General features: G+C 64.6%; 19 protein-coding genes and 1 pseudogene. 7 read left to right on the top strand and 13 right to left on the bottom strand.

The features are described from left to right. Positions 1 to 149 precede the first annotated feature (149 nt). Positions 150 to 2333: an acid phosphatase gene (gene acpA / locus AC1DHL_RS23055; RefSeq protein ID WP_478163531.1), complete on the top strand. Its 2184-nt coding sequence runs from the start codon at positions 150 to 152 to the stop codon at positions 2331 to 2333. A 102-nt stretch (positions 2334 to 2435) separates the two neighbouring features. Continuing rightward, positions 2436 to 2921, top strand: a complete 486-nt coding sequence (locus AC1DHL_RS23060; RefSeq protein WP_478163492.1) for a RidA family protein — start codon at positions 2436 to 2438, stop codon at positions 2919 to 2921. Between the two features lie 486 nt (positions 2922 to 3407). Here AC1DHL_RS23060 and AC1DHL_RS23065 read toward each other — a convergent pair whose 3' ends face one another. Genes AC1DHL_RS23065 through AC1DHL_RS23080 form a run of 4 tightly spaced genes read right to left on the bottom strand, consistent with a single transcriptional unit; the run spans position 3408 to position 6751 of the window. Further along, complete coding sequence (locus AC1DHL_RS23065; RefSeq protein ID WP_478163532.1) at positions 3408 to 3875, bottom strand: CoA-transferase; 468 nt, start codon at positions 3873 to 3875, stop codon at positions 3408 to 3410. Between the two features lie 58 nt (positions 3876 to 3933). Continuing rightward, the gene (gene fahA, locus AC1DHL_RS23070; RefSeq protein ID WP_478163493.1) at positions 3934 to 5223 is read right to left on the bottom strand and encodes a fumarylacetoacetase; all 1290 of its coding nucleotides are present in this window, start codon (positions 5221 to 5223) and stop codon (positions 3934 to 3936) included. Continuing rightward, positions 5220 to 5759 (bottom strand): VOC family protein, encoded by a 540-nt coding sequence (locus tag AC1DHL_RS23075; RefSeq protein ID WP_478163494.1) that lies wholly within the window; start codon positions 5757 to 5759, stop codon positions 5220 to 5222. The genes fahA and AC1DHL_RS23075 overlap by 4 nt, the downstream gene beginning before the upstream one ends. Positions 5760 to 5773: 14 nt before the next feature. Then, on the bottom strand, positions 5774 to 6751 hold the full coding sequence (locus AC1DHL_RS23080; protein WP_478163495.1) for a Bug family tripartite tricarboxylate transporter substrate binding protein: 978 nt from the start codon (positions 6749 to 6751) through the stop codon (positions 5774 to 5776). A gap of 216 nt (positions 6752 to 6967) precedes the next feature. Between AC1DHL_RS23080 and AC1DHL_RS23085 the strand changes: the two genes are divergently transcribed. The 5 genes from AC1DHL_RS23085 to AC1DHL_RS23105 all read left to right on the top strand — a co-directional run bounded on the left by AC1DHL_RS23085 (position 6968) and on the right by AC1DHL_RS23105 (position 11875). Beyond that, positions 6968 to 8557, top strand: coding sequence for a sulfatase-like hydrolase/transferase (locus tag AC1DHL_RS23085; protein WP_478163496.1), 1590 nt, complete (start codon positions 6968 to 6970; stop codon positions 8555 to 8557). Positions 8558 to 8588: 31 nt separating this feature from the next. Beyond that, positions 8589 to 9497 (top strand): LysR family transcriptional regulator, encoded by a 909-nt coding sequence (locus AC1DHL_RS23090; protein ID WP_478163497.1) that lies wholly within the window; start codon positions 8589 to 8591, stop codon positions 9495 to 9497. A gap of 294 nt (positions 9498 to 9791) precedes the next feature. Beyond that, positions 9792 to 11123 carry an MFS transporter gene (locus tag AC1DHL_RS23095; RefSeq protein WP_478163498.1) on the top strand — a complete coding sequence of 444 codons (1332 nt, stop codon included), beginning with the start codon at positions 9792 to 9794 and terminating at the stop codon, positions 11121 to 11123. A gap of 66 nt (positions 11124 to 11189) precedes the next feature. Then, positions 11190 to 11525 (top strand): YidH family protein, encoded by a 336-nt coding sequence (locus tag AC1DHL_RS23100; RefSeq protein ID WP_478163499.1) that lies wholly within the window; start codon positions 11190 to 11192, stop codon positions 11523 to 11525. Beyond that, a complete protein-coding gene (locus AC1DHL_RS23105; RefSeq protein ID WP_478163500.1) occupies positions 11522 to 11875 on the top strand; it encodes a DUF202 domain-containing protein in 354 nt (117 codons plus the stop codon). The genes AC1DHL_RS23100 and AC1DHL_RS23105 overlap by 4 nt, the downstream gene beginning before the upstream one ends. A 687-nt stretch (positions 11876 to 12562) precedes the next feature. Here AC1DHL_RS23105 and AC1DHL_RS23110 read toward each other — a convergent pair. The 9 genes and pseudogenes from AC1DHL_RS23110 to AC1DHL_RS23150 all read right to left on the bottom strand — a co-directional run bounded on the left by AC1DHL_RS23110 (position 12563) and on the right by AC1DHL_RS23150 (position 23275). Continuing rightward, positions 12563 to 13993, bottom strand: coding sequence for an aldehyde dehydrogenase family protein (locus AC1DHL_RS23110; protein ID WP_478163501.1), 1431 nt, complete (start codon positions 13991 to 13993; stop codon positions 12563 to 12565). Positions 13994 to 14040: 47 nt separating this feature from the next. Continuing rightward, positions 14041 to 15012 (bottom strand): Bug family tripartite tricarboxylate transporter substrate binding protein, encoded by a 972-nt coding sequence (locus AC1DHL_RS23115; protein ID WP_478163502.1) that lies wholly within the window; start codon positions 15010 to 15012, stop codon positions 14041 to 14043. Positions 15013 to 15133: 121 nt separating this feature from the next. Next, a complete protein-coding gene (locus tag AC1DHL_RS23120) occupies positions 15134 to 16114 on the bottom strand; it encodes a TauD/TfdA dioxygenase family protein (protein WP_478163503.1) in 981 nt (326 codons plus the stop codon). 61 nt (positions 16115 to 16175) lie between these two features. After that, complete coding sequence (locus AC1DHL_RS23125; RefSeq protein WP_478163504.1) at positions 16176 to 16673, bottom strand: MarR family winged helix-turn-helix transcriptional regulator; 498 nt, start codon at positions 16671 to 16673, stop codon at positions 16176 to 16178. 715 nt (positions 16674 to 17388) lie between these two features. Beyond that, positions 17389 to 18572 (bottom strand): annotated as a pseudogene (locus tag AC1DHL_RS23130) (IS3 family transposase). A gap of 141 nt (positions 18573 to 18713) precedes the next feature. Further along, a complete protein-coding gene (locus AC1DHL_RS23135) occupies positions 18714 to 19925 on the bottom strand; it encodes a DUF1501 domain-containing protein (protein ID WP_478163505.1) in 1212 nt (403 codons plus the stop codon). 11 nt (positions 19926 to 19936) lie between these two features. Continuing rightward, positions 19937 to 21493, bottom strand: coding sequence for a DUF1800 domain-containing protein (locus tag AC1DHL_RS23140; protein WP_478163506.1), 1557 nt, complete (start codon positions 21491 to 21493; stop codon positions 19937 to 19939). A 101-nt stretch (positions 21494 to 21594) separates the two neighbouring features. Further along, a complete protein-coding gene (locus AC1DHL_RS23145) occupies positions 21595 to 22269 on the bottom strand; it encodes a DsbA family oxidoreductase (RefSeq protein ID WP_478163507.1) in 675 nt (224 codons plus the stop codon). 31 nt (positions 22270 to 22300) lie between these two features. After that, positions 22301 to 23275, bottom strand: a complete 975-nt coding sequence (locus AC1DHL_RS23150) for a LysR family transcriptional regulator (protein WP_478100968.1) — start codon at positions 23273 to 23275, stop codon at positions 22301 to 22303. Positions 23276 to 23377: the final 102 nt, after the last annotated feature.

Here is a 23377-nt window from a genome sequence, read left to right on the forward strand (position 1 = left end):
ATTTTTCTGAAATGTGCCTGTCATCGAGCAGGACGAACATCGCGGGCGCCGGGCGTTCGACCGGACTCATCAACAACCGCATAACTCCACACATGATGAAACCCTCTGCAACATCCCGCGCCGCATTCGCGCGGCTCCTGCGCAACCCGATGGTCCGCCTCTCGCCCTGGCCCATCTCGATCGTGGCGGCTGCCGTCGTCGCGGCATGCGGTGGCAGCAGCGGATCGGGCTTTGCATTGCCCGTTGGCACGGCCAGCACGGCCACCACCTCGGGCGTCGTCACCGGCAGCTACTACCGCAACGCCAAGGTCTGCATCGACGCCAACAACAACGGCCGCTGCGACAGCAACGAAGCCAGCGCGACGACCGACAACAACGGCGCCTTCAAGGTGAATGGACAAGGCGCCGTCGTGGCCGAAATCGGCACGTCGAGCAAGCGCTACGACCCGGCCACCGACACCGAAAGCGCCGTGACGCAGCCGCTCGTGTTCCGCGCACCCGCCGGAGCGAATGCTGTGGTCAGTGCCATCAGCACCGAACTCACCGCGATGATGGACGACAACGGCGGCGACCTTGCCGCCGCGCGCGCCGCCCTGGCCAAGCGCCTGGGCGTGACCGAAACACAATTGATGGTCGACCACAACAAGATGGACGACAAGGGCATCAAGGCATTGCTGCAGGCCGAGATCGACGAGGCCATCGAGCGCATCGCCGAAGCCGTGGCCGAGGCAAGCTCGGGCGGCGACGTGATCCAGGCACTGCGCAACCGCCTCGCGCTCGAGAAGATCCAGAACGTCGTCGTCATCTATGCCGAGAACCGTGGCTTCGACAACCTCTACGGGCTCTTCCCCGGCGCCGACGGCATTCCGGGCGTGAACCCGACGTCGACGTCGAGCAATCCGGAACCGCAGAAGGACTTCGACGGCGCCACCCTGCCCGCGCTGCCGCCGGTATGGGGCGGCGTGACCATCGCTGGCCAGTCCGCCACGATCACGCAAGCGCAGACCGTTGGCATGCCCAACAAGATGTTCCAGATCGACGACCCGGCCGGCTTTTTCAACACGGGCACCAAGATTGATCAAACGACCATCACGCGCGACCTCGTCCATCGCTTCTACAACAACCAGATGCAGATCAACGGCGGCAAGAACGACAAGTTCACTGCCTATTCCGACGCAGGCGGCCTGAGCATGGGCTACTTCGACGGCAGCAAGATGAAGATGTGGGAGATCGCCAAGCAGTACACGCTGGCGGACCACTTCTTCATGGGCGCCTTCGGCGGGTCGTTCCTGAACCACCAGTACCTGGTGTGCGCCTGTGCGCCGACCTACCCGAACGCCGATGCCGACACCTCTCCGGCCAAGGCAACCATCTCGGCGATCGACGTGGACGCCAACGGCAACTTCGTCCGGCTGACGCCTGCGGCCAACTCGCCCGCCTCGGTGCTCAACGGTGCGGCGACCTACAAGAACGACAACACGCTGACGCCGAAGGATGCGAGCGGCAAGTTCTACGCGGTCAACACCATGCAGCCGCCCTACCAGCCGAGCGGCAACGCGCCGGCGGCCGGCGACTCGACCAAGTTCTTCGCTGACCCGACCAAGGCGAACACGCTGCCGCCGCAGACGCAGACCACCATCGGAGACCTGCTCGACAAGAAGGGCCTGAGCTGGGCCTGGTACGGCGGTGCATGGAACAGCACCACGGCCATCGCCGAGGGCGACCGGAAGTTCCCTGGCCCGGATGCGGCAGCGCCCGCCGCCGCGGTGACGCCGAACTTCCAGTTCCACCACCAGCCGTTCAACTACTACGCCGAGTTCGATCCGGTCGCGCATCCCGATGCACGCGCCACGCACTTGAAGGACTTCGACGCCGACTTCCTGAAGGACGCGGCCGCCGGCAAGCTGCCTGCGGTGGCCTTCTACAAGCCGCAGGGCAACCTCAACCAGCACAACGGCTACGCCAACATCACCGATGGCGACGCGCACATCGCCGACGTGATCGCCAAGCTGCAGGCCAGCCCGCAGTGGAAGCACATGCTGGTCGTCGTCACGTACGACGAAAACGGCGGCTTCTACGACCACGCCACCGTGCCGAAGGGCGACCGCTGGGGTCCCGGCACGCGCATTCCGGCGCTGATCATCTCGCCGTACGCCAAGAAGGGCTTCGTCGACAAGACGCCGTACGACACGGCTTCCACGCTGCGCTTCATCACGCACCGCTGGTCGCTGCCGCCGCTGCCGGGCCTGGTCGAACGCGACGTGGCGCTGCTGAAGAACGGCGGCAAGCCGATGGGCGACCTGACGGCCGCGCTGGACTTCAACAGCAAGTGATCGATCCCGAAGGCTTCAAGGCCTGAAGACACGCCGAGGGGCTCCGCGCTCCTCGGCGTTTTTCTTTGCGGGATCGGCGAGACGGTCGTAGCATCTGCGGCCATGTCGCGCATCGAAAACAAGCTTCGGTCCCTGGACCTCTCGCTCCCTCCGCTGCTGTCGCTTCCGCCGGGCGTGGCCCTTCCTTTCCCGTGGGTCCGAGTCATCGGCCGTCGCGTGCTGATCTCCGGGCACGGGCCGCAATCCAACGACGGGAGCGTCGCCGAGCCGCGAGGCAAGGTCGGGCGCGAACTCACTGTCGAGCAGGGCTACCAGGCCGCACAACTCACCGCGCTGGCCATTCTTGGCAGCTTGCAGCGAGCCATCGGCGATCTCGATCGCATCTCGGCCTGGGTGCGGGTGTTCGGTATGGTCAATGTGGCGCCGGGCTTCAACCGGACACCCGCGGTGATCAACGGGTTTTCGGATCTGATCATCCAGCTCTACGGGCCGGAAGCCGGCGCGCATGCGCGCAGCGCGATCGGGGTGGCGGAGTTGCCGTTCGATATTCCGGTCGAAGTCGAGGGCGAGGTTGAACTCGGCGACTGATCCTTGACCCTGATGCGCTGCGCACGGAGATTCCACCCATTGCATATGAAGGTCGCATCGGTGCGCCGTTGACTTGGCTCTTGGCCAACCCGAGCTACGACGCGACATACCTCTCGAGGCGCAATCTGGGGGAGCACTGGAACTCTGTGCACGAAGCGGTCGCTCACAACGAGGCCCTGTAGCGGGCGACTCGTCGAATCTTGACTCCCGGCCCGGTAGAGCTGCTATGCAAGCCCTGGACGACCTCGCTGCGGGGCAAGGTCGCGACGCTCAAGGCGGGCAACAAACTGAAGCTGAAGCCGACGTACCAGAGCGACCGCTGTGGTACTTCAGCGGGCAACGTGAGTTTGATGCGGATAGCGCGTTTGGGGCCCGTTGCTGCCGCACGGGCCTTTCAAGACCGGTCGTTCGCGAATTTCACTGACGGCCGACATTCGCCATTTCGCCACAGAGCGGTCTTTTCACGCATGGAATCCTTGGCAGCCCCTAGAGGGGGCTGAGCCTTGCCGTAGTGTTGATTCGAGCGGAATTGAACGTTTGCGCGGCACCCGCCCAACTTGCGCCGACAGCATGGCCGCATACAGGGCCGCGCTCGGGCAGCATGCCGGCGATGGCCGCAAGAGCAACACCCTGCGGCACGAGCACGAGGCCGCCGCTCTGGCATGCGTCGCATCGGCACGCATAGTGCGCCGTTGGACGCGCGCACACCACGCGAGAATCGCAAGCAGTCGCGCCGCGTCGACGCGCGCGAGGCTTGCCCCGGTCGATGCGATTTAGCAGTGTCCCGGTAACGCGCTGCACCTCGTCGAGGCCGACGCCGACGCCGGGGCGCGCGGTGTCGTTGACGATCAGCGTCAGGTCCTTCTTTTCGTGGCGCACCAGTCCTTCGATCAGGCGGTGCGGCGAGCCGACCGCCATCAAGCCACCGACCATCGGCGTCGCACCGTCAGAAATTCCGTGACCACCTGTGCAAGCCGGGTGCTCCTTGCCACGGAGCCTCCTCGGTACGCTTTCAGGCCTGCCGCGACGGCATTACGGTGCCGCGGCACTCTCCGAAGCCGATGCGCTGGAAGCCTTCGCGCGCGCAGTAGCCTCGCAGGATGACGGTGTCCCCGTCTTCGAGGAAGGTCCGTGTTTCACCGCTGGACAGCTCGATCGGCTGCTGGCCTCCGCGGGAAAGCTCGAGCAGTGAACCACCCTGATCCTCGCCCGGCCCGGACAGCGTTCCCGATCCAAGCAGGTCGCCCGGCCGCAGGCCGCAGCCGTTCACCGTGTGGTGCGCGACCAGTTGCGCCAGCGTCCAGTAGGCATCGCCGAAGTTCGATCGCATTAGCCGGTCGCCGTCATGGCCCGCCTTGCGCATCGTCGGGGTCTGCAACCAGACCTCCAGTTCGATGTCGATGGCGCCCTGTTCGCGGTTGGCGGCATCGTCCAGGTAGGGCAGCGGGGCCGGATCACCGTCGGGCCGGACGTAGGGCTTGCGGAACGGAGCGAGCGCCTCCATCGTCACGATCCACGGCGACAGCGTGCTCGCGAAATTCTTCGACAGGAACGGCCCCAGCGGCTGGTACTCCCAGGACTGGATGTCGCGCGCACTCCAGTCGTTGAACAGCGCGAGTCCGAACAGGTGTTCGTCGGCCTCGCTGATCGCGATCGGTTCGCCAGCGCCATTGGGCCGCGAGACGAAGGCTGCGATTTCGAGCTCGTAATCCAGGCGACGGCACGGACCGAAGCCGGGCGCTCCGCGGTCGGGCGCCTTGGTCTGGCCGAGAGGACGTGGGAAGGTCTGGCCGAGTCCAGGGGTGCTCACGCCGATCGTCGACGCGCGGCCGTGGTAGCCGATCGGCACCCACTTGTAGTTCGGCAGCAGCGGTTCGGCCGGCCGAAACAGCTTGCCCACCGCCGTCGCATGATGGATGCCGGCGTAGAAGTCGGTGTAGTCACCGATCTCGCAGGGCGTGCCCATCTCGACGGCGGCCTGCGGCAGCAGACAGGCCTGCCACAGCAACTGCTTCGCGCTGCCGCGCCGCAGTCCGGCGCTGGCCTGTTCCCGCAGCGCCAGTCGGGCGGCCGTGCCTTGTGCCATCAGCCGGTTCATGTCGGCATGCGCCAGCAGGCCGGCCGCACGCAAATCGAGCACCTGGTCGCCGATGGCCATGCCCAGGCGCCACTCGTCGCCGGCGCTGCGCCGGAAACGACCGACGGGCAGGTTCTGGATCGGGAAGTCGCAATCGGCCTCGTTGGCCGACTCGACCCAGCTATCGAGGGCTGGGTCGTGCGTCGCATCGGTGCGGGCGTTCATTGCTTGAACTCGCGCTGGTGCAAGAATGCCGCGTGGCGCGGTGCGCGCTTGGTCTTGTTCCAGTCCTCTAGCATCTGCCACTTCACCTGGTTCATCCGTTCGAGCATGGCTTGCTCGTCCGGGTCCGGGCAGGCCAGTTCTACTCGGTGGCCGTTGGGGTCGAAGAAGTAGATCGAGTGGAAAGCGCCGTGGTCGGTCACGCCGAGCACCTGCACGCCGTTCTTCTCCAGTCGCTCGCGAAAGGCAAGCAGCGTGGCGCGGTCCTTGACCTTGAACGCGATGTGCTGCACCCACTCGGGCGTGTTCGGGTCGCGACCCATCGGCGGCTGAGTCGGCAACTCGAAGAATGCGAGCACGTTGCCGCCACCGGCATCGAGGAAGACGTGCATGTACGGATCGGGCTGGCGAGTCGACGGCACCTCGTCTTCGGCAATCGCGAGCACGAAGTCCATGTTCAGCATCTTGCCGTACCACTCGACGGTTTCCTTGGCGTCCTTGCAGCGGTAGGCGACGTGGTGGATGTGTTCGATCTTCATGGTGCCTATTTCTTTCATTGGTCGGGCTGAATGCCGCGTTCCTTGATCAACTTGGTCCAGCGCTCGCGGCCGGCCTTCAGGTCGGTCGCAGCCTGTTGCGTGGTGCCGGCGATGGGTTCGATGTCCATCGCCTGCAACCTGCTGCTCACCCCCGGGTCGGCGAGCGCCTTGCGAAACTCGGCATTGAGAAGTTGAACGATGGGCTCGGGCGTTGCCGACGGCACCATCAGCACATAGCCGAATTCGGCAGTCGCGGCGGGGTACCCCAGTTCAGTAACGGTGGGCACCGACGGCGCGAGTTTCGATCGCTTGGCGCCCGACACGGCCAGCGGGATTAGTTTGCCCGCGGCCACGTGCTGCGCAACCGAGGGCGTCGCAACGAAACCGGCCTGCACCTGCCCGCCGAGGAGATCGGTCACCGCCGGCGCGTTGCCGCGGTACGGGATGTGGTTCAGCCGGCCGCCGATTAGCGTCTGCAGCGACTCCATCGTCAGGTGGCCGGGGCTGGCATTGCCAGCCGACGCATAGTTGAGATCCTTGCGTGCGGCCTCGACGAACTGCTTGAAGTCGGCAATCTTGCTGGACGGGCTGACTACCAGCATCTGGCTGAAACGGCCCAGAGATGCAACGGGCTTCAGGTCCTTCTCCGGGTCGTAGCCCATGCGCTTACCGTACAGCGCGGGATTGGCGGTGATCGACGTGTCCAGCGTCAGCAAGAGGGTGTGGCCGTCCGCCGGAGCACGGGCCACGGCTTGTGCGCCGATGTTGCCGGTCGCCCCTGAACGGTTGTCGACCATGATGGGCTGCTTGAGGACCGGGCCGACACGTTCGGCAATCGCCCGCGCGAGGATGTCGTTGGGGCCTCCGGCCGGGAACGGCACGACCAGGGTGATCGGCTTGGACGGATAGGCCGGCGCTTGCGCCAGCGATAGCAGCGGTGTGAGGGCAGCCGCTGCCAGCAGCAGGGTCGTTCGACGGGGTAGAAGGGGCATCGCGTGTCTCCGGTGTATGGATTGAATGGAGCTCATTCTTGGCGGGCACGAGAGGAAGGACAAGCGGTGCGACGATCAATTGATAAGCGAATTTGAAGTGTCAAGAAGATCGGGCTGACATAAGCGACACTTATGTTTAGGAGCGCGTCGCTCTTGTCCAGTCCTTCGCCGCACCGAACAATGGACGTCATACCCACTTTTGACGAGGACCGCACCATGCGTCCGAACTTCCTGATCTTCATCACCGACCAGCATCGCGCCGATCACCTCGGCTGCTACGGCAATCCGGTCGTGAAAACACCGAATATCGATGCCTTGGCGAGCGCCGGGCAGCGCTTTGAGCGTGCGTACGTGGCGACGCCGGTGTGCATGCCCAATCGGGGGTCGATCATGACGGGGCGCATGCCCTCGGCCCATGGCGCGCGCAGCAACGGCATTCCCTTGCCGCTCGAATCGGTCACCTTCGCCGACCTGTTGGCCGAGGCCGGCTACCGGACGGCGCTGATCGGCAAGAGCCACCTGCAGAACATGGAGGATTTGCCTCCGGTATTGCCGCCGGCGCAGCGGCTGCCGGGGACGCAGCCGTCGCAGCGCTATCTCGAGGCCCGCCGAGAGACGGCGCCGGCTGCAGCCTATGAGCAGGAACTGCGCTCGAGCTGGTTGAACCCCGACCATCGGCTCACCCTGCCGTTCTATGGTTTCCAGGACGTGACCCTCTGCAACCATCACGCCGACGAGTGCTTCGGCGACTGGTTGCGCTGGCTGGAGGCCGAGCATCCCGAACTGGCGAATCGTCTGGGGCGCGAACACGGCCAGCGCGACCCCCGCTACGTCGCGCCCCAGGCCTGGCGCACGAACCTCGACGAGTTCAGCTATCCGACGCACTACATCGCCGATCAGACGGCGCAGTGGATCCGCCGCCACGTCGAGCGCAACGCCGAGCAGCCGTTCGCAGTGATGTGCTCGTTCCCCGATCCGCACCATCCGTGGACGCCGCCCGGGCGCTACTGGGACATGTACGACCCGGCTTCGATCGAGGTACCGGCGAGCATGTCGCGCGACGGCGAGCCCGCGCCGCATGTCCGCTGGCTGCTCGACGAGCGGCGGCAAGGCAAAGCGAAGGTCGACGGGCCGCGCCTCTTCGCGGCCTCGGAGAGCGAGGTGCAGGAGATGATCGCGCTGACTTACGGGATGATCACCAACATCGACGACCGCATCGGCCTGGTGATGGACGCCTTGCGCGCCAGTGGCGCCGACGAAAACACCGTGGTCGTCTTCACCTCGGACCACGGCGACCTGATGGGCGACCATGGCATCGTGCTTAAAGGGCCTTTGCATTACCAAAGCCTGATCCGCGTTCCGCTGATCTGGCGCGAGCCGGGCGGTGCGCCGGCCGCGGTGCGCCGAGATCTGGTCTCGTCGATGGACCTGCCGACCACGCTGCTCAGCCGCGCCGGCATTGCGCCGCCCAACGGAAGCCAGGGTCGGGCGCTGGTCACGCCGACCGGTGATGCGCTGCCAACGGCACGCGCCGCCGTACTGGTGGAAGAGAACCAGCAACGCGCGTATCTCGGCTTCGAGAAGCCCGTGCGGGTGCGCACGCTGGTCAGCGACACGCACCGCCTGAGCGTGTTCGGCGAAGGCGACTGGGGCGAGCTATACGATCTGGGCGCCGACCCGCACGAGTTGCGAAACCTCTGGCATGCGCCCGAAGCGCAGGGGTTGAAGCTCGAACTTCTGCAGCGTCTGGCGCAGATGATGATTGAGCACGCGGACACGAGCCCGAATCCGAAACGCATCGCGTAGCGGTTGCGGTGGATGGCGCTAACCTTGCGCCATGCACCTTCAGCACCTGCGATACCTCCAGCTCGTCGTCGAAAAGGGATCGTTCGCATCGGCGGCCGAGGCGGCCGGTGTGAGCCAGCCCGCGATCACCATGGCCATGCGCAGCCTCGAGCAGGAATGGGGCGCCGTCCTGTTCGAGAAAGCAGGGCGTCAGAAGTTACCGACGAGCGCCGCTGTCCAGGCGGCGCAGCATGCCGGCGACCTCTTCGGCCGGCTGGAGCGGTTGCCAAGGTTTGCCGCGGACCCGCGGCCGTGGAGTCTGGGCCGTGAGGCGGCTGTGTTGAAGGTCGGCATGGCGCCTGCCGCGGCCCTGCTCTATGCCCCGGCGATCGAATCCGTCTGGCGGCTGCGCGAGCCGGATGGCCTGCTTCAGATCCTTGGTGGCAATGCGTCGGAGATGCTCGCTGCGCTCCACAGCAAGGAGCTCGATCTGGTCATCGCGCCGCTGCCCCGGCGCTTTCCGTCGGCGGGCACCAAGCGCGTGCCGCTGCACACCAGCACGCCGAGGATCTACGCCCGCCAGGGGCATCCGCTCGCCGAAGCGCAGTCGCTGCGCGACATTGCCGGAGCCGGCTGGGGCGTTGCCGGTCGCACCGGCACCGCAGGCAACGTGATAGAGGAGGCGCACCGAGTGCACAGGCTGCCGCCGCCACGCATCTTGGTCCAGTGCGGGGACTACCCGACCTTGCTCAATCTAGTAGCCCAGTCCGAGCTGCTGTGCGTGGTCCCGCACCCGGCCCTTCAACCGCAGGAGGCGGCACGGGACGGTTTCGAAATCGTTCGGATTCGCGAGGGCCTTCCGCTGTACGAGGTCTGCCTGTTCTGGTCTAAGGGCAAGCAGCTTCGAAACGCCGACTTGCTCGACTCGATCGTGGATCGGCTGAAGAGCCTGCCCCGGTAGTTCCGATCCGTGGCGCCGTCCTGACCCACGACCGCCGCTCAGGGCGCAGCGGCTGAAATGCCGCGTTGTCGCAGGGTGCCCTTGTGTTCGACCCGTCGGCGGCGCAGAGGAACCGTATCAATCGACACTTCAATTTCGCTTATGTGTCAGCGTGGCGGCACCTTGTTTGTGGGTCCTCGACCAACAACAATGACTCTAGTCGCGAGCACCATCTCGCGCTCAAGCCAAGCCCATGCGGCGCCTCTCGATTACGAGCGACTGCGAGAAGGCGGCCCATCACCAGGAGACGCACCCATGACCTACGCCGCCACGGCGAACAGCGAAGCGCTCGCGCACGCCGAATCCGAAACCGCCTTTCGCAAGGTAACGCTACGGCTGATTCCGTTTCTGTTCCTCTGCTACGTGCTCAACTACGTAGATCGTCTGAACGTGGGCTTCGCGCAGTTGCAGATGCGCAGCGACCTGGGCTTCAGCGACACGGTCTATGGGATTGGTGTCGGACTTTTCTTTATCGGCTACCTCGTGCTCGAGGTACCGAGCAATCTGCTGCTTGAAAGGATAGGCGCACGCAAGACGCTGCTTCGCATCATGGTGTTGTGGGGCTTGGCGTCGACAGCGACGATGTTCGTATCGACACCGCTGCAGTTCTATGTCGTTAGATTTCTGGTGGGTGCGGCCGAAGCCGGCTTCCTTCCCGGCATTCTCTTGTACCTGACCTATTGGTACCCTGCCGCACACCGCGGCCGCATCACGGCGATGTTCATTGCTGCGTTGCCGGTCGCCGGCATCATCGGCAGCCCCGTCTCCGGTTGGATCATGAACAACATGTCCGGCCAGCACGGGCTGCATGCCTGGCAGTGGTTGTTCCTGCTCGAAGGCATCCCGTCGGTGATCGTGGGCGTGATGGCCTATTTCTATCTGCAGGACGGCCCGGACAAGGCGCACTGGCTCAACGACCGGGACAGAGCGCTCATCAAACGCGACGTCGACGCTGACCGCCGCCTTCGCGAAAACAAGAAGCAGGCGAACTTCCTGAGCGCGCTCAGGGACCCGAAGCTCTATGTGATGGCTTTGCTGGGCTTCGCCACCTACTGGTCTGCCAACGCCATCGCGTTTTGGGCGCCGACGATCATCCGGGCTACTGGCGTGTCCAGCATCACCCAGGTCGGTCTCCTGACCGCACTGCCGTCGCTGGCCGGATTGATCAGCATGATCCTGGTCGGACGGCATTCGGACCGGACCCTGGAGCGCCGCTGGCATGCCGCCGGCGCGGCCCTGGTCTCGGCGACGGCGCTGGCGCTGCTTCCGCTGTTCTTCGGCACCACCGCCGGTGCCGTGGCCCTGCTGACCCTGTGCGGCGTCGGACATTTCGCGTTCGTCGCCGTGTTCTGGACCATCCCGCCGAGCTACCTCGCGGGATCGGCCGCAGCCGGAGGGATCGCCGCGATCGGTGCCATGTCCGCGCTTGGGGGGGCGATCGTCCCGGCACTGTTGGGCTGGATCAAGACGACCACGGGAAGCCTGGGGCTGGGCATGTACACAATCTCCGCCGTACTCGTCATCTCGGTGACTGTGATGCTTCTGGCGATACCGGCATCGGCGCTCAAGGGCCAGCGCACGTCCTGAGATGACCCGAAAGCCATCGAACTTCTAGCCGCTGCCGAGAGAACTCTCATGTGGACTCCCAGGTGGATGCGCGAAGGTCAGGAGCCGGACTACCGCTTCTCGTTGGCTAACGAGCGGACCTTTCTGGCGTGGATACGAACGGCACTGTCCCTGCTGGCCGGGGGTCTCGTTTTGGACCAATTCGCGACCCGGCTTGGCCCGCACGCGGTCGTCGTCGCCATTGCGGTCGGGCTGACCGTACAGTCGATGCTTCTTTGCGGGATGGCATACCTGCGCTGGCGTGACAACGAAATCGCCATGCGTCACGCCAGGACGTTGCGGGGCAACTTGTCCCTGCCGCTTGCGGCAGCTGCGACCTTGGTTCTCTCGGCCGCGATTGCCGCATCGCTGCTGATGCAATGAAGGGAACTGGATCGCTGGATCGTGCAGGCGGACGCCAACCGTTGCGCGACCCCGGGTTGCAGCCCGAACGCACCGCCCTGGCCTGGAATCGCACGGCATTGGCGGGTCTCACCAATGCCGGGCTCGCGCTGCGCGCTGGCATCGTCAGCGACCAGTGGCTCGTCATGATGCTCGGCGGCATCTTGCTGGTGGCGGCAGTGGCCATGATGACGTTCGGCGCGCTGCGTAGGAAGCGGCTGGCGATCGGTGAACCCGCGATGGCCCCGCACCCGATGACAATGGCCGCGACTACTGCGTTCGCACTGTTCGCTTGCGCAACAGCGTTCACGGTGCTGGCTGTGAAAGGATAGCCAGCCACTCACGAGACCGATGGCAACAGCAAAATGGTTGTCACTGCACGACGCATGGCGTGCCGCCAGGGGCACGGTCCGTGGGGGAAACCCGCCCGATCTTTCGCACGCAGCCGTCCGCTTCGTGTAGGTGGGGCTTCCGCTTTCGGTCGCTCGCGTTTTCGAAGGGCAGCTTATCGGCGCAAGATCAAGCGACTCCTCATGGCCGCGAGTACCAGTTCGCGGACGTACCTGCCAGGTGCCCTTCGGCGTGATCGTCCGCAAGACCAAGGGCTGCTATCGGCAAGATTGGTGAACAGGCAGTCCCGGCCACTACCGGTCCTTGAAGGCCCAGCCACCGAATGTCACCTGACCGCGCCTAAGCGGCCATCAGCAGCGACAAAGCATTCGGCGGTTGCGTGCCCTATGCGGCCCTTCCTCGGTTCGAAGGAAATAGGGTCGGGCGTCAAGGGAGCGATCAGTTCGCGTTGCGGAGTCGTCTGCGATGGCTGTGAAGCTCGACACCCAGGTCCGCGCTCAGATGAACCGATGGGGTTCAGACATGGGGTTCGATGACAGATGACCGCGGCATGGTGCAGCTTGACTTGGTACGTTGCGCCCTACTCGGACGTGAGGGCGCGCGGCACCGGGTAAGTGAACGCTTCCAAGGCAAGGCTCCACAGAATTCCGCTTGCGGCGAGGAACCCGCTACTTCTTCACACTGATGACCTTCGGGCGCGTGACCGCCTTCAATCCGTCGTGACCAAACTCCACGCCGTACCCGGAGCCCTTCACGCCACCGAAAGGCACCATCGGGTGAACCATCCCGTGTTGATTGATCCACACCGTTCCCGCGTGAATGCGCGATGCCACCTCCTTGGCCTTTTCGACATCCGGTGACCAGACAGAGGCACCTAGCCCCACGTCGAGCCGGTTGGCGCTGGCGATTGCTTCTTCGATCTCGCGGTACTTGATGATGGGCAAAACCGGGCCGAATTGCTCTTCATCGACTAGGCGGTCGCCGTCCTTGAGGCCCGTGACCAGGGTGAGCGGATAGAAATAGCCCGGGCCGGCCATCGGCTCGCCTCCGCATTCGATCGTGCCGCCTTGCTCGCGCGCGCTCTGGACCAGGTTGACCACCTTGTCGTACTGCATCTTGTTCTGGATGGGCCCCATGACGATGCCATCGCTCATGCCGTTGCCCATGGGCATTGCCATGGCGAGTTCCTTCAATGCCTGCACGGTGTCTTCGTACAGGTTCTCCGGAACGTAAAGCCGCTTGGCCGCCGCGCAGGTTTGCCCCATGTTGATGAACGCACCCCAGAAGAGCCCCATCGCCATCGCTTTAGGATCAGCGTCGGGCAGCATGATGGCCGCGTCGTTTCCTCCCAACTCGAGCGTCACCGGAGTCACGTTCTTGGCCGCCGCCGCCGCAATCTTTGAACCCGTGCGTGAGGAGCCGGTAAACATCACCTTGTCGATGCCCGGGTCGGACACCAGCCAGGAGCCGACCTCTCCTGAGCCGCTGATCGTGTTGATGACCCCGGGCGGGAGCGCCTCTGCGATCAGGCGCACCAACTCGAGCGTCCCGATGGAGGTGTATTCCGAGGGCTTGATGACGACCGTATTGCCCGCACGGATCGAAGGAATGATCTGCCAGATGGCGATGAGCAAAGGCCAATTCCAGGGGGCGATGGCGCCAATCACGCCATAGGGCTTGCGGTGCACTTCATCGCGGCGGGTGTCGTCCTCGAAGGCGACTTCCACGGGCAGGTCAAGACTCGCAGGCACCTGGGTCCAGGCTTCGCAGCCCCACACTTCGAAACGTGCGCCAGGGATTTCGCTGGGACCGACGCCACCGAGCGGCTTGCCTTGCTCGCGGGTAACCCATTCGGCCAGATAGTCGGCGTTCTTGTTGATGACATCCGCTACTTTCATCACGAGCGCCTTGCGATCGGCGTCGGGCCTGGCTGCCCAGGCGGGTTGCGCGGCTCGCGCGGCGGCAATCGCCTCTACCACCTGCTGCTGGGTCGACTCGGGCACGCGACCCAGTACTTCGCCGGTGGCAGGGTTGTACGAGTTGAAAGTCACGTCGGATCCCACGGGCGCTCCGTTGATCGTGTTGTGGTAGGTTTGCATGTGCTTTTCCTGGGTTTTGTGACGCTGGAAGGTGCCGGGTTCCGAAATCAACTTTCGATCTTGAAGCCGGTTGTCTTGATGAGTTCAGTCCACTTCTTTTGACTGTTGGCGATGTCGGCGGTTAGCTCGTCTGCTGCGATCACATACGGGTAGTGGCCGGAATCAAGCAGCGTTTTCTGAACCGCTGGAATTTCCAGGACTTCTCGTACCGCGGCAGAAAATGCGGCGCTTTCTGCCTTCGGCGTTCCGACCTTGGCCATGAAGCCATACCAGTCGTCGACTTGAGCCTGCGGGTATCCGGCTTCCGCAAGCGTCGGGACTTCGGGCAGGAGTGGGCTTCGGTTGCTGCCGCTCACGGCGAGTACCCGAATGCGGCCGCCGCGGTGATGGTCGACGAAATTCGACAGCACATTGATCGCATACGGGATCTGTCCGCCCAACAGATCGGAGAGCATCGGGGGGCCGCCGCGGTAGAGCACGGCCTGGGCATCCACTCCTGCCGCCCGGGCGAGCAGCATGCCGATATAGTGCGGCGACGTGCCCGGCCCTGGAATTCCATAGGACGCCTGCGACGGCGCAGCTTTGATGGCGGCAAGCAGTTCGGCAATGCTTTTGGCGGGCATTGCCGCGCCGGCGACTACGCCATACTCGTAGCGACAGGCGGTCATGACCGGCTCGAGCTTCTTCGGGTCAAACGGCAACTTGCTGTAGAGCAAGGGCACCGAAGTCACCATGGCGGATGGCGTCAAGACATAGGTCGAGCCATCTGCGTTCCCGTTTGTCAACGCTGCCAATGCCAGCTGCCCGGCCGCACCTGATTTGTTTTCGACGACAACCGGTCGCTCGAGCTTGATCGCCAATTTGTCCGCCAAGGTGCGGGCCACCAGATCGGGAGATCCTCCAGCCGCAAATCCCACAATAATTGTGATTGGCTTGGTGCTCTTGGCCTGAGCCCCGAAGACGCTAAGTGATGCGGCTGCAGCAATACCGCTGCACAGAAAATCGCGACGCAAGAGCATGATATATCTCCTTCTGTTTTGAGACGATGCCGGGTAAAAAAAGAAAAAGCAGACCCACGATTCGATAATTCGAATCGATTTTTCTGGTGATTGAGTTTTAAATCTGGCGGGGTGTTTATTGTTATTTGGCAGACTTCATTGGACTGTCTCCAATGACGGTTGCCCGCCACATGACCCGTTGCGCCGGGGCATAATCCTGCACGGCGTAATGCTGCGTGGCCCTGTTATCCCAAAAAGCAATTGTATTTTTGCGCCAGCGCAGGCGCATTTGATACTCGGGATATTTGGCCTGCGAGAGAAGGTAGTCAAGCAGTGCCCGCTCGCCGGTGCGAAATTCCGTCATGGTGCGGAATGCAGGGCTTTCGACAAAATTCTCGAAATGGGTAACAAAGCCTTCGTTCACGAACAGGATTTTTTCACCGGTTTCCGGGTGGCAGCGGACGACGGGATGGATCTGCGCGGGAAACCGCGCGCGCAATTCATCTTTCTTGGACGCTTCCGTTCGATCGGCAAAGCTGGGGGCGATGTCATGAACCCCGTTCAGGTCTTGAATCGCCTTCTTGGTAGAGGCAGCGAGCCCTTCGTATGCGGCAGCCATGTTGGTCCATATCGTGTCGCCTCCGACCTCCGGGCAAACAACGGAGCGCAGGATCGATCCCATCGAGGGGAGCGCTCGCCAGGTGACGTCCGCGTGAAAGCAATTTTCACGGCCGTTCTTGGCGCCGGCGCCTCCCTCGAGCACTACCAGTTCCGGATGTTCTTCATGGTGCTTGAACACGGGATGAACCTCGAGGTCGCCAAACATGCGCGCCAGCGCGACGTGCTGCGCTGCGGTGATGTCCTGGTCCCTGAACACCAGAACCTTGTGGCGCAGGAGCAGCGCCCGCAGCGCGGCCGCCTCGTCCTTGTCCGGCGTGATCGAGAGATCCATTCCACTGATCTCTGCGCCAATGCAGGTAGTGATCCGATCGGCTTTGATCTTGCGCCGCAGCGCGGCAGCCCTTACCGATGGAGCAGCCGAGCGCGTTGGGGTGTTTTTTAACGTTCGGGCGCCCTTGGCGGATTGGGTCTTGGCAGGCTCGAGCGTGGCGACTTGGTTCACGAGATTTCCTTGAGGTTAGGTAGTGACAGGGCGGCAGGGCTGCCTGCTAGATCAGGCCCGTTTATTCCGGGCTATCGCTGTCGTTTGACAATTCCTCGCTGCCCATAGCGCGGATTCGGGAGTCAAGCTTCGCCAGAATGCGATCGAAGCTTTCTTTTTCTTCCGGATCGAGCACCGAGAGCAATTCGTGCTCCAGCGAGAGGGCGATGGGAAGAATTTCGTCGTGCAATTGCTGGCCGCTTTCGGTGAGGGCCAGCGTGCAGCGCCGCGCGTCATTGGGATCTGGCGTTCGGGAAATGAAGCCGGCAGCAACGAGTCGGATGGTGGCCCGATTGACCTTGGTCTTGTCCATCGTCGAAAACCGGCATACGTCCGCCGGGTAACTGGGACCCAGGTGACGCAGGGTCATGATCGTTCGCCATTCCGGAATGGACACGCCGTAGCGAGCGGCATGCTGGCGCGCAAACGTCTTCGCAACACGCATGGACAGCACGGCGAGTCGGTAGGGAATGTAGCCCTCCAGCTTCAACGTGAGATCGAAGTCGCTCTGTGGAATCATGATGCAGCTATCGTTTCGTTCGGAACGAAATGATATGTGGCCTAGGCAAGCTGCGAACTGGGGAAAACCCACGCCCTCAGCGGCAGCAGGCCAGAGGGAGGCCAGCGAACATGAGTCCGCCGCACGAGTCGTCGGTACCTTGTCAATGGCCCCCTTGGGCCGGTCGTCCGTGCGGCCAAGGCGAGACGCCGTCACGCCTACACAGGCCGACTTGCGCGTCGTCGGGGTTGCCGATCTGTCGGAACTGCCACCCCGACGGGGAAGGTGCGCCGCTTGCCCAAAGGCGCGCACGACAGCGGCGCTGGGGTGCGTGGCGTACCCGTCTTGAAGCCACTCCAGCCCTGTCAGCTCATTGCGGGGGATGGTCCCGTAGCTGATGGGCATGCGCCCAAATCTATCAAGCCTCTGCGCGCTCGTCACGCCTCTGCCGCGCAGGCTCCTAGGACTGCAGCGGGCCGAGGCCGTGTGCAAACCGTTGGATTGCAGTGTGCAGGACATGACCGCGAACGCGGCGGGGTGGCCAAGAGCGACTTATCCAGTACGCGGTGCACAGCAAGTGCGCCCGGGGTCATTCGAATTGATCGCTGGGGGGCCTTGAGAGGCTCACGCCTCCATCAATCTCATCGCCTTCATCGTTCTGGCTATACCCAAGATCGCGATGACCCTCTTCAGGTTGTATGACCTTGCCCCTGGAATCCGTAACCCATAGCCGAGTTCATGAGTTGGCTTGCCTTGGTTGATTGGCAAGCCAGTCCTGCTCGAACTGCATCGGGCTGACGTAGGCCAGCGTTGAGTGGAGTCGAGTGCGGTTGTACCAGAGCAGCCACGCAACGGTTTCGTCCTTGGCCTCGCGTCTGGTCTTGAAGCGGCGCCCATGCAGCCGCTCGACCTTCAATGACCCGAACAGGGTCTCGCTGCAGGCGTTGTCCCAGCAGTTTCCTTTGCGACTCATCGAACTGGTGATGCCGTACTCCTTGAGCACGTCCCTGAAGTCGTGGCTGGCGTACTGGCTGCCCCGGTCACTGTGGAAGATCAGGCCCGCCTGTTTGCCCGGGTGCCGCTTGAACCATGCCATGCGCAGCGCATCGATCACGATGTCGCGTGTCATGTCCTCGCGCAGCGACCAGCCCACCACCTGGCGGCTGAACAGGTCGAGCACCACCGCCAGAAACAGCCAGCCCTCATCGGTTGCGATGTATGTGATGTCGCCTACCCAGACCTTGTCGGGCTCGCTCACGGTGAATTCGCGGTTCAGCACATTGGGCGAGATCGGAAGATCGTGGCGACTGTCGGTGGTGACCTGGAAACGACGCTTGCTTCGAGCGCGAATGCCGTGGCGTTGCATCAGCTTTTGCACACGGTCCTTGCCCACGCGGATGCCGCGGGCCAGCAGTTCCTTCCAGATACGCGGCCAGCCGTAGCCGCCACGGGTCTCGGCATGGATGGCCTTGATGTGAACCAGCAAGGCATCGTCGCTCAGGTGGCGGCGCTGCGCGGCGCTGGCTTTGCGCACGAAGTGCTCGTGGTATCCCGTCATACTGATTTGCAGCACCCGGCATTGCACAGAGATCGGCCACACACGTCGGTGGCGTTGGACAAAAGGCGTACTTCACCGCTGCGATCTCGCGAAGTACGCCGTGGCTTTTTCCAATATGTCGCGCTCCATCTTCACGCGCGCCAGCTCGGCACGCAGCCGGCTGATCTCCATCTGCTCGGCACTCACCGCCTTGCCGTCAGCACCGGTGAGCTTGCCTTGGCGCTGTGCCTTGACCCAGTTGAACAGGGTCTGCTCGACCACGCCCAACGTGCGCGCCGCCGCCGCGATGCTCTGGCCACCTTCGACCAGCCGCACGGCCTCCTGAACTCCAGCGTGTAGCGCGCTCTCGTCGTCTTCGTCATGTCCGTTCTCCTTGCTTGCATTGAAACACTCAGCAAGGGATACGTTTTTTGGGGGCAAGGTCAAATTCCAAAGAAGCAGAGGTAGAACAGGCCTTCGAAGCAATTTGCAGCGAAGCGAGGCATTCGACTGGCGACCTTCCCCTAGACAAGCGCCAGGTCCTTCGGCGCCACACCATCGAAGACCTGCCCGAGCTGTGCCGGCGAGAGCCCATACATCCGGCGAAACAACCCGCCGAACACCGCCCTGTATTCGTTGAGCACCGGGTAGTCGCGATTCTGGAAAAGCCGATCCTGCGCGACCGCCACCTGCTCGCCGACGACACGCCCGCCGGCTTGCGCCGAAAGACCGCCGCCCATCACCCAATACACCGTACCGTGCCCGTGATCGGTGCCACGATTGCCGTTCTCGCGGAAGGTACGACCGAATTCGCTGATGACCACCACGACCGTGTCGCGCCATGCGTCGTCGCCCATCTCCGCCGCGAAGCCGGCCAGCCCGCGTCCAAGTTCGTCAAGGCGGTTCGCGAGGTAGCCCGTGGCACCACCCTGCCCCACATGCGTGTCCCAGCCGCCCACGTCGACGAAGCCGAGGTCGAAGCGCTCGCGCATCAGCCGCGCCATGCGCCGCGCGACGAGTTCGAAGCCCCTCGCGGTCATCGCGTCCCGGCTCGCCGCTTCCATCTCCGCCTGGACGGCACGCATCACTTCGTCGCGCACCTGGAATCCCTCGGCGACAGGCTGCGCCAGCGCCGTGTTGCGGTACATCGACTGGATCACCTTGCTCTGGCGCTCGTCGATGCCCTGCCGCCCCACCCCGGCCAGCGCCATGTTGGCTGCCTTGGCCTCGCCGCGCAGGGCGATCGGCAGCTGGTTGGTGAAGGCGATGGGCGCCACGTCGGTGACCGGACCCGCCCCCAGCACACCCGCAAGGCGATTCAGGAAGCCTGAGCGATAGTCCCGGCGCCGGTCCAGCGCCTGGCCGAGTTCGATCGAATCCTGCGTTTCGAAGTGGCTGCGCGTGAGGTCGTCGGTGCCCGCGAAAGCAACGAACGCGGCCTGCTTCTTCTGGAACAGCGGCATCACGCTCGCCGAGAGCGCGGGATGCAGGCCCCAGTCGGCATCGACCGTCACCGCGCCGTTAGGCTGGCCCGGCCGCGCGATGGCGATGTTGGGGCGCGAGGCATAGTAGAAATCGCTCGACACCGGCACCAGCACATTGGCGCAGTCGTAAGCGCCGCGCAGGAACACGACCAGCAGCTTCGTGCCGCCGGCCGCGGGTGCCGCCATCAGCCGTCCCACCGGGCCGGAGGCCGATGCCGCGGCGAGCAGTTTCAGGAGATCACGTCGCTGCATATCGGCCCCCTTCAGCGGTGCATGAGTTCGGGTGACGCAAGCAGGAAGGTGTTCCAGTCCTGCGGCGACTTCGCTTGTGCCAGGGCTTCGCGCGTGTCGGCGCTCATCGACGGCAAGGCTGCCTGTACCGTGGGCGAATCGGCCAGGCGTGCCAGCGTCGGTTTGTCGCCCGGTGCGCCCTCTTCGCCACGGAACAGCACCGCACCGTTCGCGCCGATGGCACGGGCGATCTCGAAGCGTGTGGACATCTGCCCGGCGCTGGCCCAGGCTTCCTGCGTGAGTGGATAGCCGTCCGGCGTCTCGTGGCCGTAGAGCGGCTCGCCCATGCGGTTGAGCCAAAACAGGATGGGGTTCACGTTGGTCACGATTCGGCCGTCGTCGGCCAGACGCACGCTTGCAATGACGTAGTGCACCGGGTCGCGAAACTTCTGGCCAAGCGACGCAGTGAACTCGGGCGACTCGAACATCGTCTGGAGCGTGGCGGCAATATCGCCGTCGGTGCGGCGGAAGGTGTCGGCCATGCGGTCGACCAGCGCCAGCGATGGGTCATCGGAGACGAAGTAGATCGCCAGCTTCCGGGAGATGAATCGTGCAGTGGCCGGCGCCCGCGCCAGCCGGTCGAGTGCTTCGTCGACTTCCGCCAGGCCATGCTGCGTCATGGGCTGGCCCAGCAGCACTTTCGGGCCGTAGTCATGGCGGTTCGGGTTGAACTCGAACAGCCCCTGCTGCACGTAGTCGGCGCGCAATGCGGGCCTGATGTTGGGCGGCGGCGCGTCCGGTGCGCGGCGGCGGATGCCGACGCCGGTCAGCACGCGCGCCAGTTCCTGCACGTCGGCCTGCGAGTAGCCGCCGCCGACGCCCAGCGTGTGCAACTCCATCAGCTCTCGCGCGTAGTTTTCGTTGATCCGGTCGGCGGCGTTCTGGGCGTTGTCCAGGTAGCCCAGCATCGCCGGGTGATGAACCGTCGCGCCCAGCAGGTCGCGGAACTTGCCGAGCGCATGGGGGCGGATGGCGGTTTCCTCATAATCGCCGACCAGCGCGCGGAGGTTGTTCTTGCGGGCGTTCACGTTGAAGTGATTCATCCAGAACCACGTCATCTGCTCTTCGAGCTGATTGGGCGAATAGAGCGCGCGCAACAGGAAGCGCTCCTGCGCCTCGCGCGTGAGGCGCGTGAGATCCTGCTGGTAGGTCCTCCGGGCCTCCTTCTTCTGGTCGTCGTCGGACAGTGCATTCGCGGCCTGTCGCTGCGCGACGAGCGCGACGGCGATGGATTCGACAGGCGTGCGGGAGATCGTCATCGCATCGATCCGGGCCTGCGCCTCGGGCGGCAGCGTGGCCGGCGCAGGGTGCAGTTGATCGCGCAGCCATGCGGGCAGGCCTTCGTGCGCGAGTTGCTTCGCGCTGGCGGCATCGGCCCCCCAGCTCACGCGGTCGAGCCAGCGCAGTTGCGTGGCTTCGTCTGGGGCGGCGACCTTGGGCAAGGGCCCCCGGCCGCTCGGCATGGCGCAGGAACCCAGCGCCAGGGCGGATGCAAGCACGAGCGCGGAAACGGCGGATCGAGGGATCATCGAGGCTCCATGCCCCTTTCGGCGCGGGGTTGCCTCACTCAACCGGCGGGCGCCGTTGCCGGTTGACGGTCTTTACACGGCGTTCAGGCCGCAGTCAGCGTTCAGGCCACGGCGACGCTGGGCGGCGCCGCACCGGCGATCTGCCGAAGGGCGCGCTCGAAGACTTCCACCGGTTGGCCGCCGGAGATCAGGTGCTTGTTGTCGATGATGATGGCGGGCACGGAATGGATGCCGGCGTCGGTATAGAGGCGCTCGCGTTCGCGGGTTTCGGCGGCGAACTCATCGCCCTGCAGGATCGAGCGCGCACGCTGCGGATCGAGGCCGGCCTCACCCGCGAGGCGCACCAGCACCTCCGGATCCGACGGATTCTCGCCATCGGTATGGCAGGCCTTGAGCAGCGCCTTCTTCAGCGCCACCTGCTTCGCCAGATCCTCGCGCTCGGCCCAGTGGAGCAGTCGATGCGCATCGAAGGTGTTGTAGACGCGGGCGCGCCCCTCGGGGCGGAACTCGAAGCCGACCGCCGCGCCGCGCGCCCGGATCGCTTCGCGCGCCTGCGCCTGCTGCTCGCGCGTGGAGCCGTACTTCTCGTGGAGGTGCTCGAAGGCATCCTGGCCTTCGGGCGGCATCTGCGGGTTCAGTTCGAAGGGCTGGAAGCGCAGTTCGGCGGTCACGTCCGGGGCAACCTTCTTGAGAGCGGCTTCGAGCGCGCCAAGTCCGACGGCGCACCACGGGCACGAGACGTCGGACACGAAATCGATATGGAGTCGGGTAGGCATGCCTCCGATGATGGGGCCGCCCGCGCGTCTTTCAACCGCTGGCCGGCGGATCACCCTGCTGACATTGCGGCATCGCCGGCGCAGCCAGTTCCCGCCCGAATTGCGCCACCAGGCCGCGCAGCCAGCGGTGAGCCGCCGAATGGTGAACGCGGTCGTGCCAGAGCTGATAGAAGCGCATGCGCGGAAATCCCTCGGGCGCCTTCAGCAGCGCCAGCGGCAGCAGCCGCGCGTGGTATTCGGCGAAGTGGCGCGCGGTCGTGAAGATCAACTGCGTGCTGGCCGCGATCGACGGCGCCAACCCGAAGTACGGCACCTGCACGCGCGCATCGCGCCCGAGGCGGCGCTCGCCCAGGTAAGTCTCGACCACGCCGCGCTGCGCCAAGGCATAGGGCACGGGCACGACGTGGCCGGCGGCCAGGTAGTCGTCCTCGCTGACCTGCGTGGCGCCTTGCGCCAGCGGATGGTCGCGTGCCATGAGGCAGACCAGTTCGTCCTCCAGCAGCAGCGAAATGTGCAGATGCTCGGGCGGTGAAGGCCAGTTGCCGATGACCAGGTCAAGTTCGTCGTCGCCGAGCGCGCGCTCGAAATCGAAGGTCGGTCCGAGCGCACGCAGCTCGATGCGGCAGCGCGGCGCCTCGACGCTCAGGTGCTGCGCGAGCCGGGAGATCCATGAGGGCGCGATGTAGTCGGGCGAAGCGATCCGGAAGCGCTGCTCGGCGTGCGCGGGCACGAACACCTCGGGCTCGACCAGCAGCGCTTCGAGTTCGCCGAGTGCGCGCCGCGCCTGGACGGCGAGGCCCACGGCGCGTGCTGTCGGCACCATCGTCGTGCCGTCGCGCACCAGGAGGGCGTCTCCGAAGATCTCGCGCAGCCGCTTGAGCGAACCGCTGACCGCCGGTTGCGTCTGGCGCAGGCGGGCGGCGGCACGTGACACGCTGCGCTCTTCCACCACCGTGGCGAGCACGCGCAGCAGATGACCGTCGAGCAGATCGACGCCGCGTTGCATGGTGTTTTCCCGTAGCCCCCGTCTATCGATATGTCCGATGCAGTCTATAGCGATTCGCATGCCGCGCCGGTATCGACAGGCGGGGGTGCCGGCTGGCCCAAT

This window comes from Variovorax sp. 10L426, from assembly GCF_056395305.1.

Coding starts and splice junctions, on each gene's coding strand:
- AC1DHL_RS23125 (WP_478163504.1), bottom strand. CDS start 16,673: ATGATTCCACAGAGCGACTTCGATCTCACGTTGAAGCTGGAGGGCTAC.
- AC1DHL_RS23100 (WP_478163499.1), top strand. CDS start 11,190: ATGCGCGAAGGTCAGGAGCCGGACTACCGCTTCTCGTTGGCTAACGAG.
- AC1DHL_RS23110 (WP_478163501.1), bottom strand. CDS start 13,993: ATGCAAACCTACCACAACACGATCAACGGAGCGCCCGTGGGATCCGAC.
- AC1DHL_RS23135 (WP_478163505.1), bottom strand. CDS start 19,925: ATGCAGCGACGTGATCTCCTGAAACTGCTCGCCGCGGCATCGGCCTCC.
- AC1DHL_RS23060 (WP_478163492.1), top strand. CDS start 2,436: ATGTCGCGCATCGAAAACAAGCTTCGGTCCCTGGACCTCTCGCTCCCT.
- AC1DHL_RS23140 (WP_478163506.1), bottom strand. CDS start 21,493: ATGATCCCTCGATCCGCCGTTTCCGCGCTCGTGCTTGCATCCGCCCTG.
- AC1DHL_RS23105 (WP_478163500.1), top strand. CDS start 11,522: ATGAAGGGAACTGGATCGCTGGATCGTGCAGGCGGACGCCAACCGTTG.
- AC1DHL_RS23115 (WP_478163502.1), bottom strand. CDS start 15,012: ATGCTCTTGCGTCGCGATTTTCTGTGCAGCGGTATTGCTGCAGCCGCA.
- AC1DHL_RS23150 (WP_478100968.1), bottom strand. CDS start 23,275: ATGCAACGCGGCGTCGATCTGCTCGACGGTCATCTGCTGCGCGTGCTC.
- AC1DHL_RS23085 (WP_478163496.1), top strand. CDS start 6,968: ATGCGTCCGAACTTCCTGATCTTCATCACCGACCAGCATCGCGCCGAT.
- acpA (WP_478163531.1), top strand. CDS start 150: ATGGTCCGCCTCTCGCCCTGGCCCATCTCGATCGTGGCGGCTGCCGTC.
- AC1DHL_RS23090 (WP_478163497.1), top strand. CDS start 8,589: ATGCACCTTCAGCACCTGCGATACCTCCAGCTCGTCGTCGAAAAGGGA.
- AC1DHL_RS23145 (WP_478163507.1), bottom strand. CDS start 22,269: ATGCCTACCCGACTCCATATCGATTTCGTGTCCGACGTCTCGTGCCCG.
- AC1DHL_RS23095 (WP_478163498.1), top strand. CDS start 9,792: ATGACCTACGCCGCCACGGCGAACAGCGAAGCGCTCGCGCACGCCGAA.
- fahA (WP_478163493.1), bottom strand. CDS start 5,223: ATGAACGCCCGCACCGATGCGACGCACGACCCAGCCCTCGATAGCTGG.
- AC1DHL_RS23075 (WP_478163494.1), bottom strand. CDS start 5,759: ATGAAGATCGAACACATCCACCACGTCGCCTACCGCTGCAAGGACGCC.
- AC1DHL_RS23080 (WP_478163495.1), bottom strand. CDS start 6,751: ATGCCCCTTCTACCCCGTCGAACGACCCTGCTGCTGGCAGCGGCTGCC.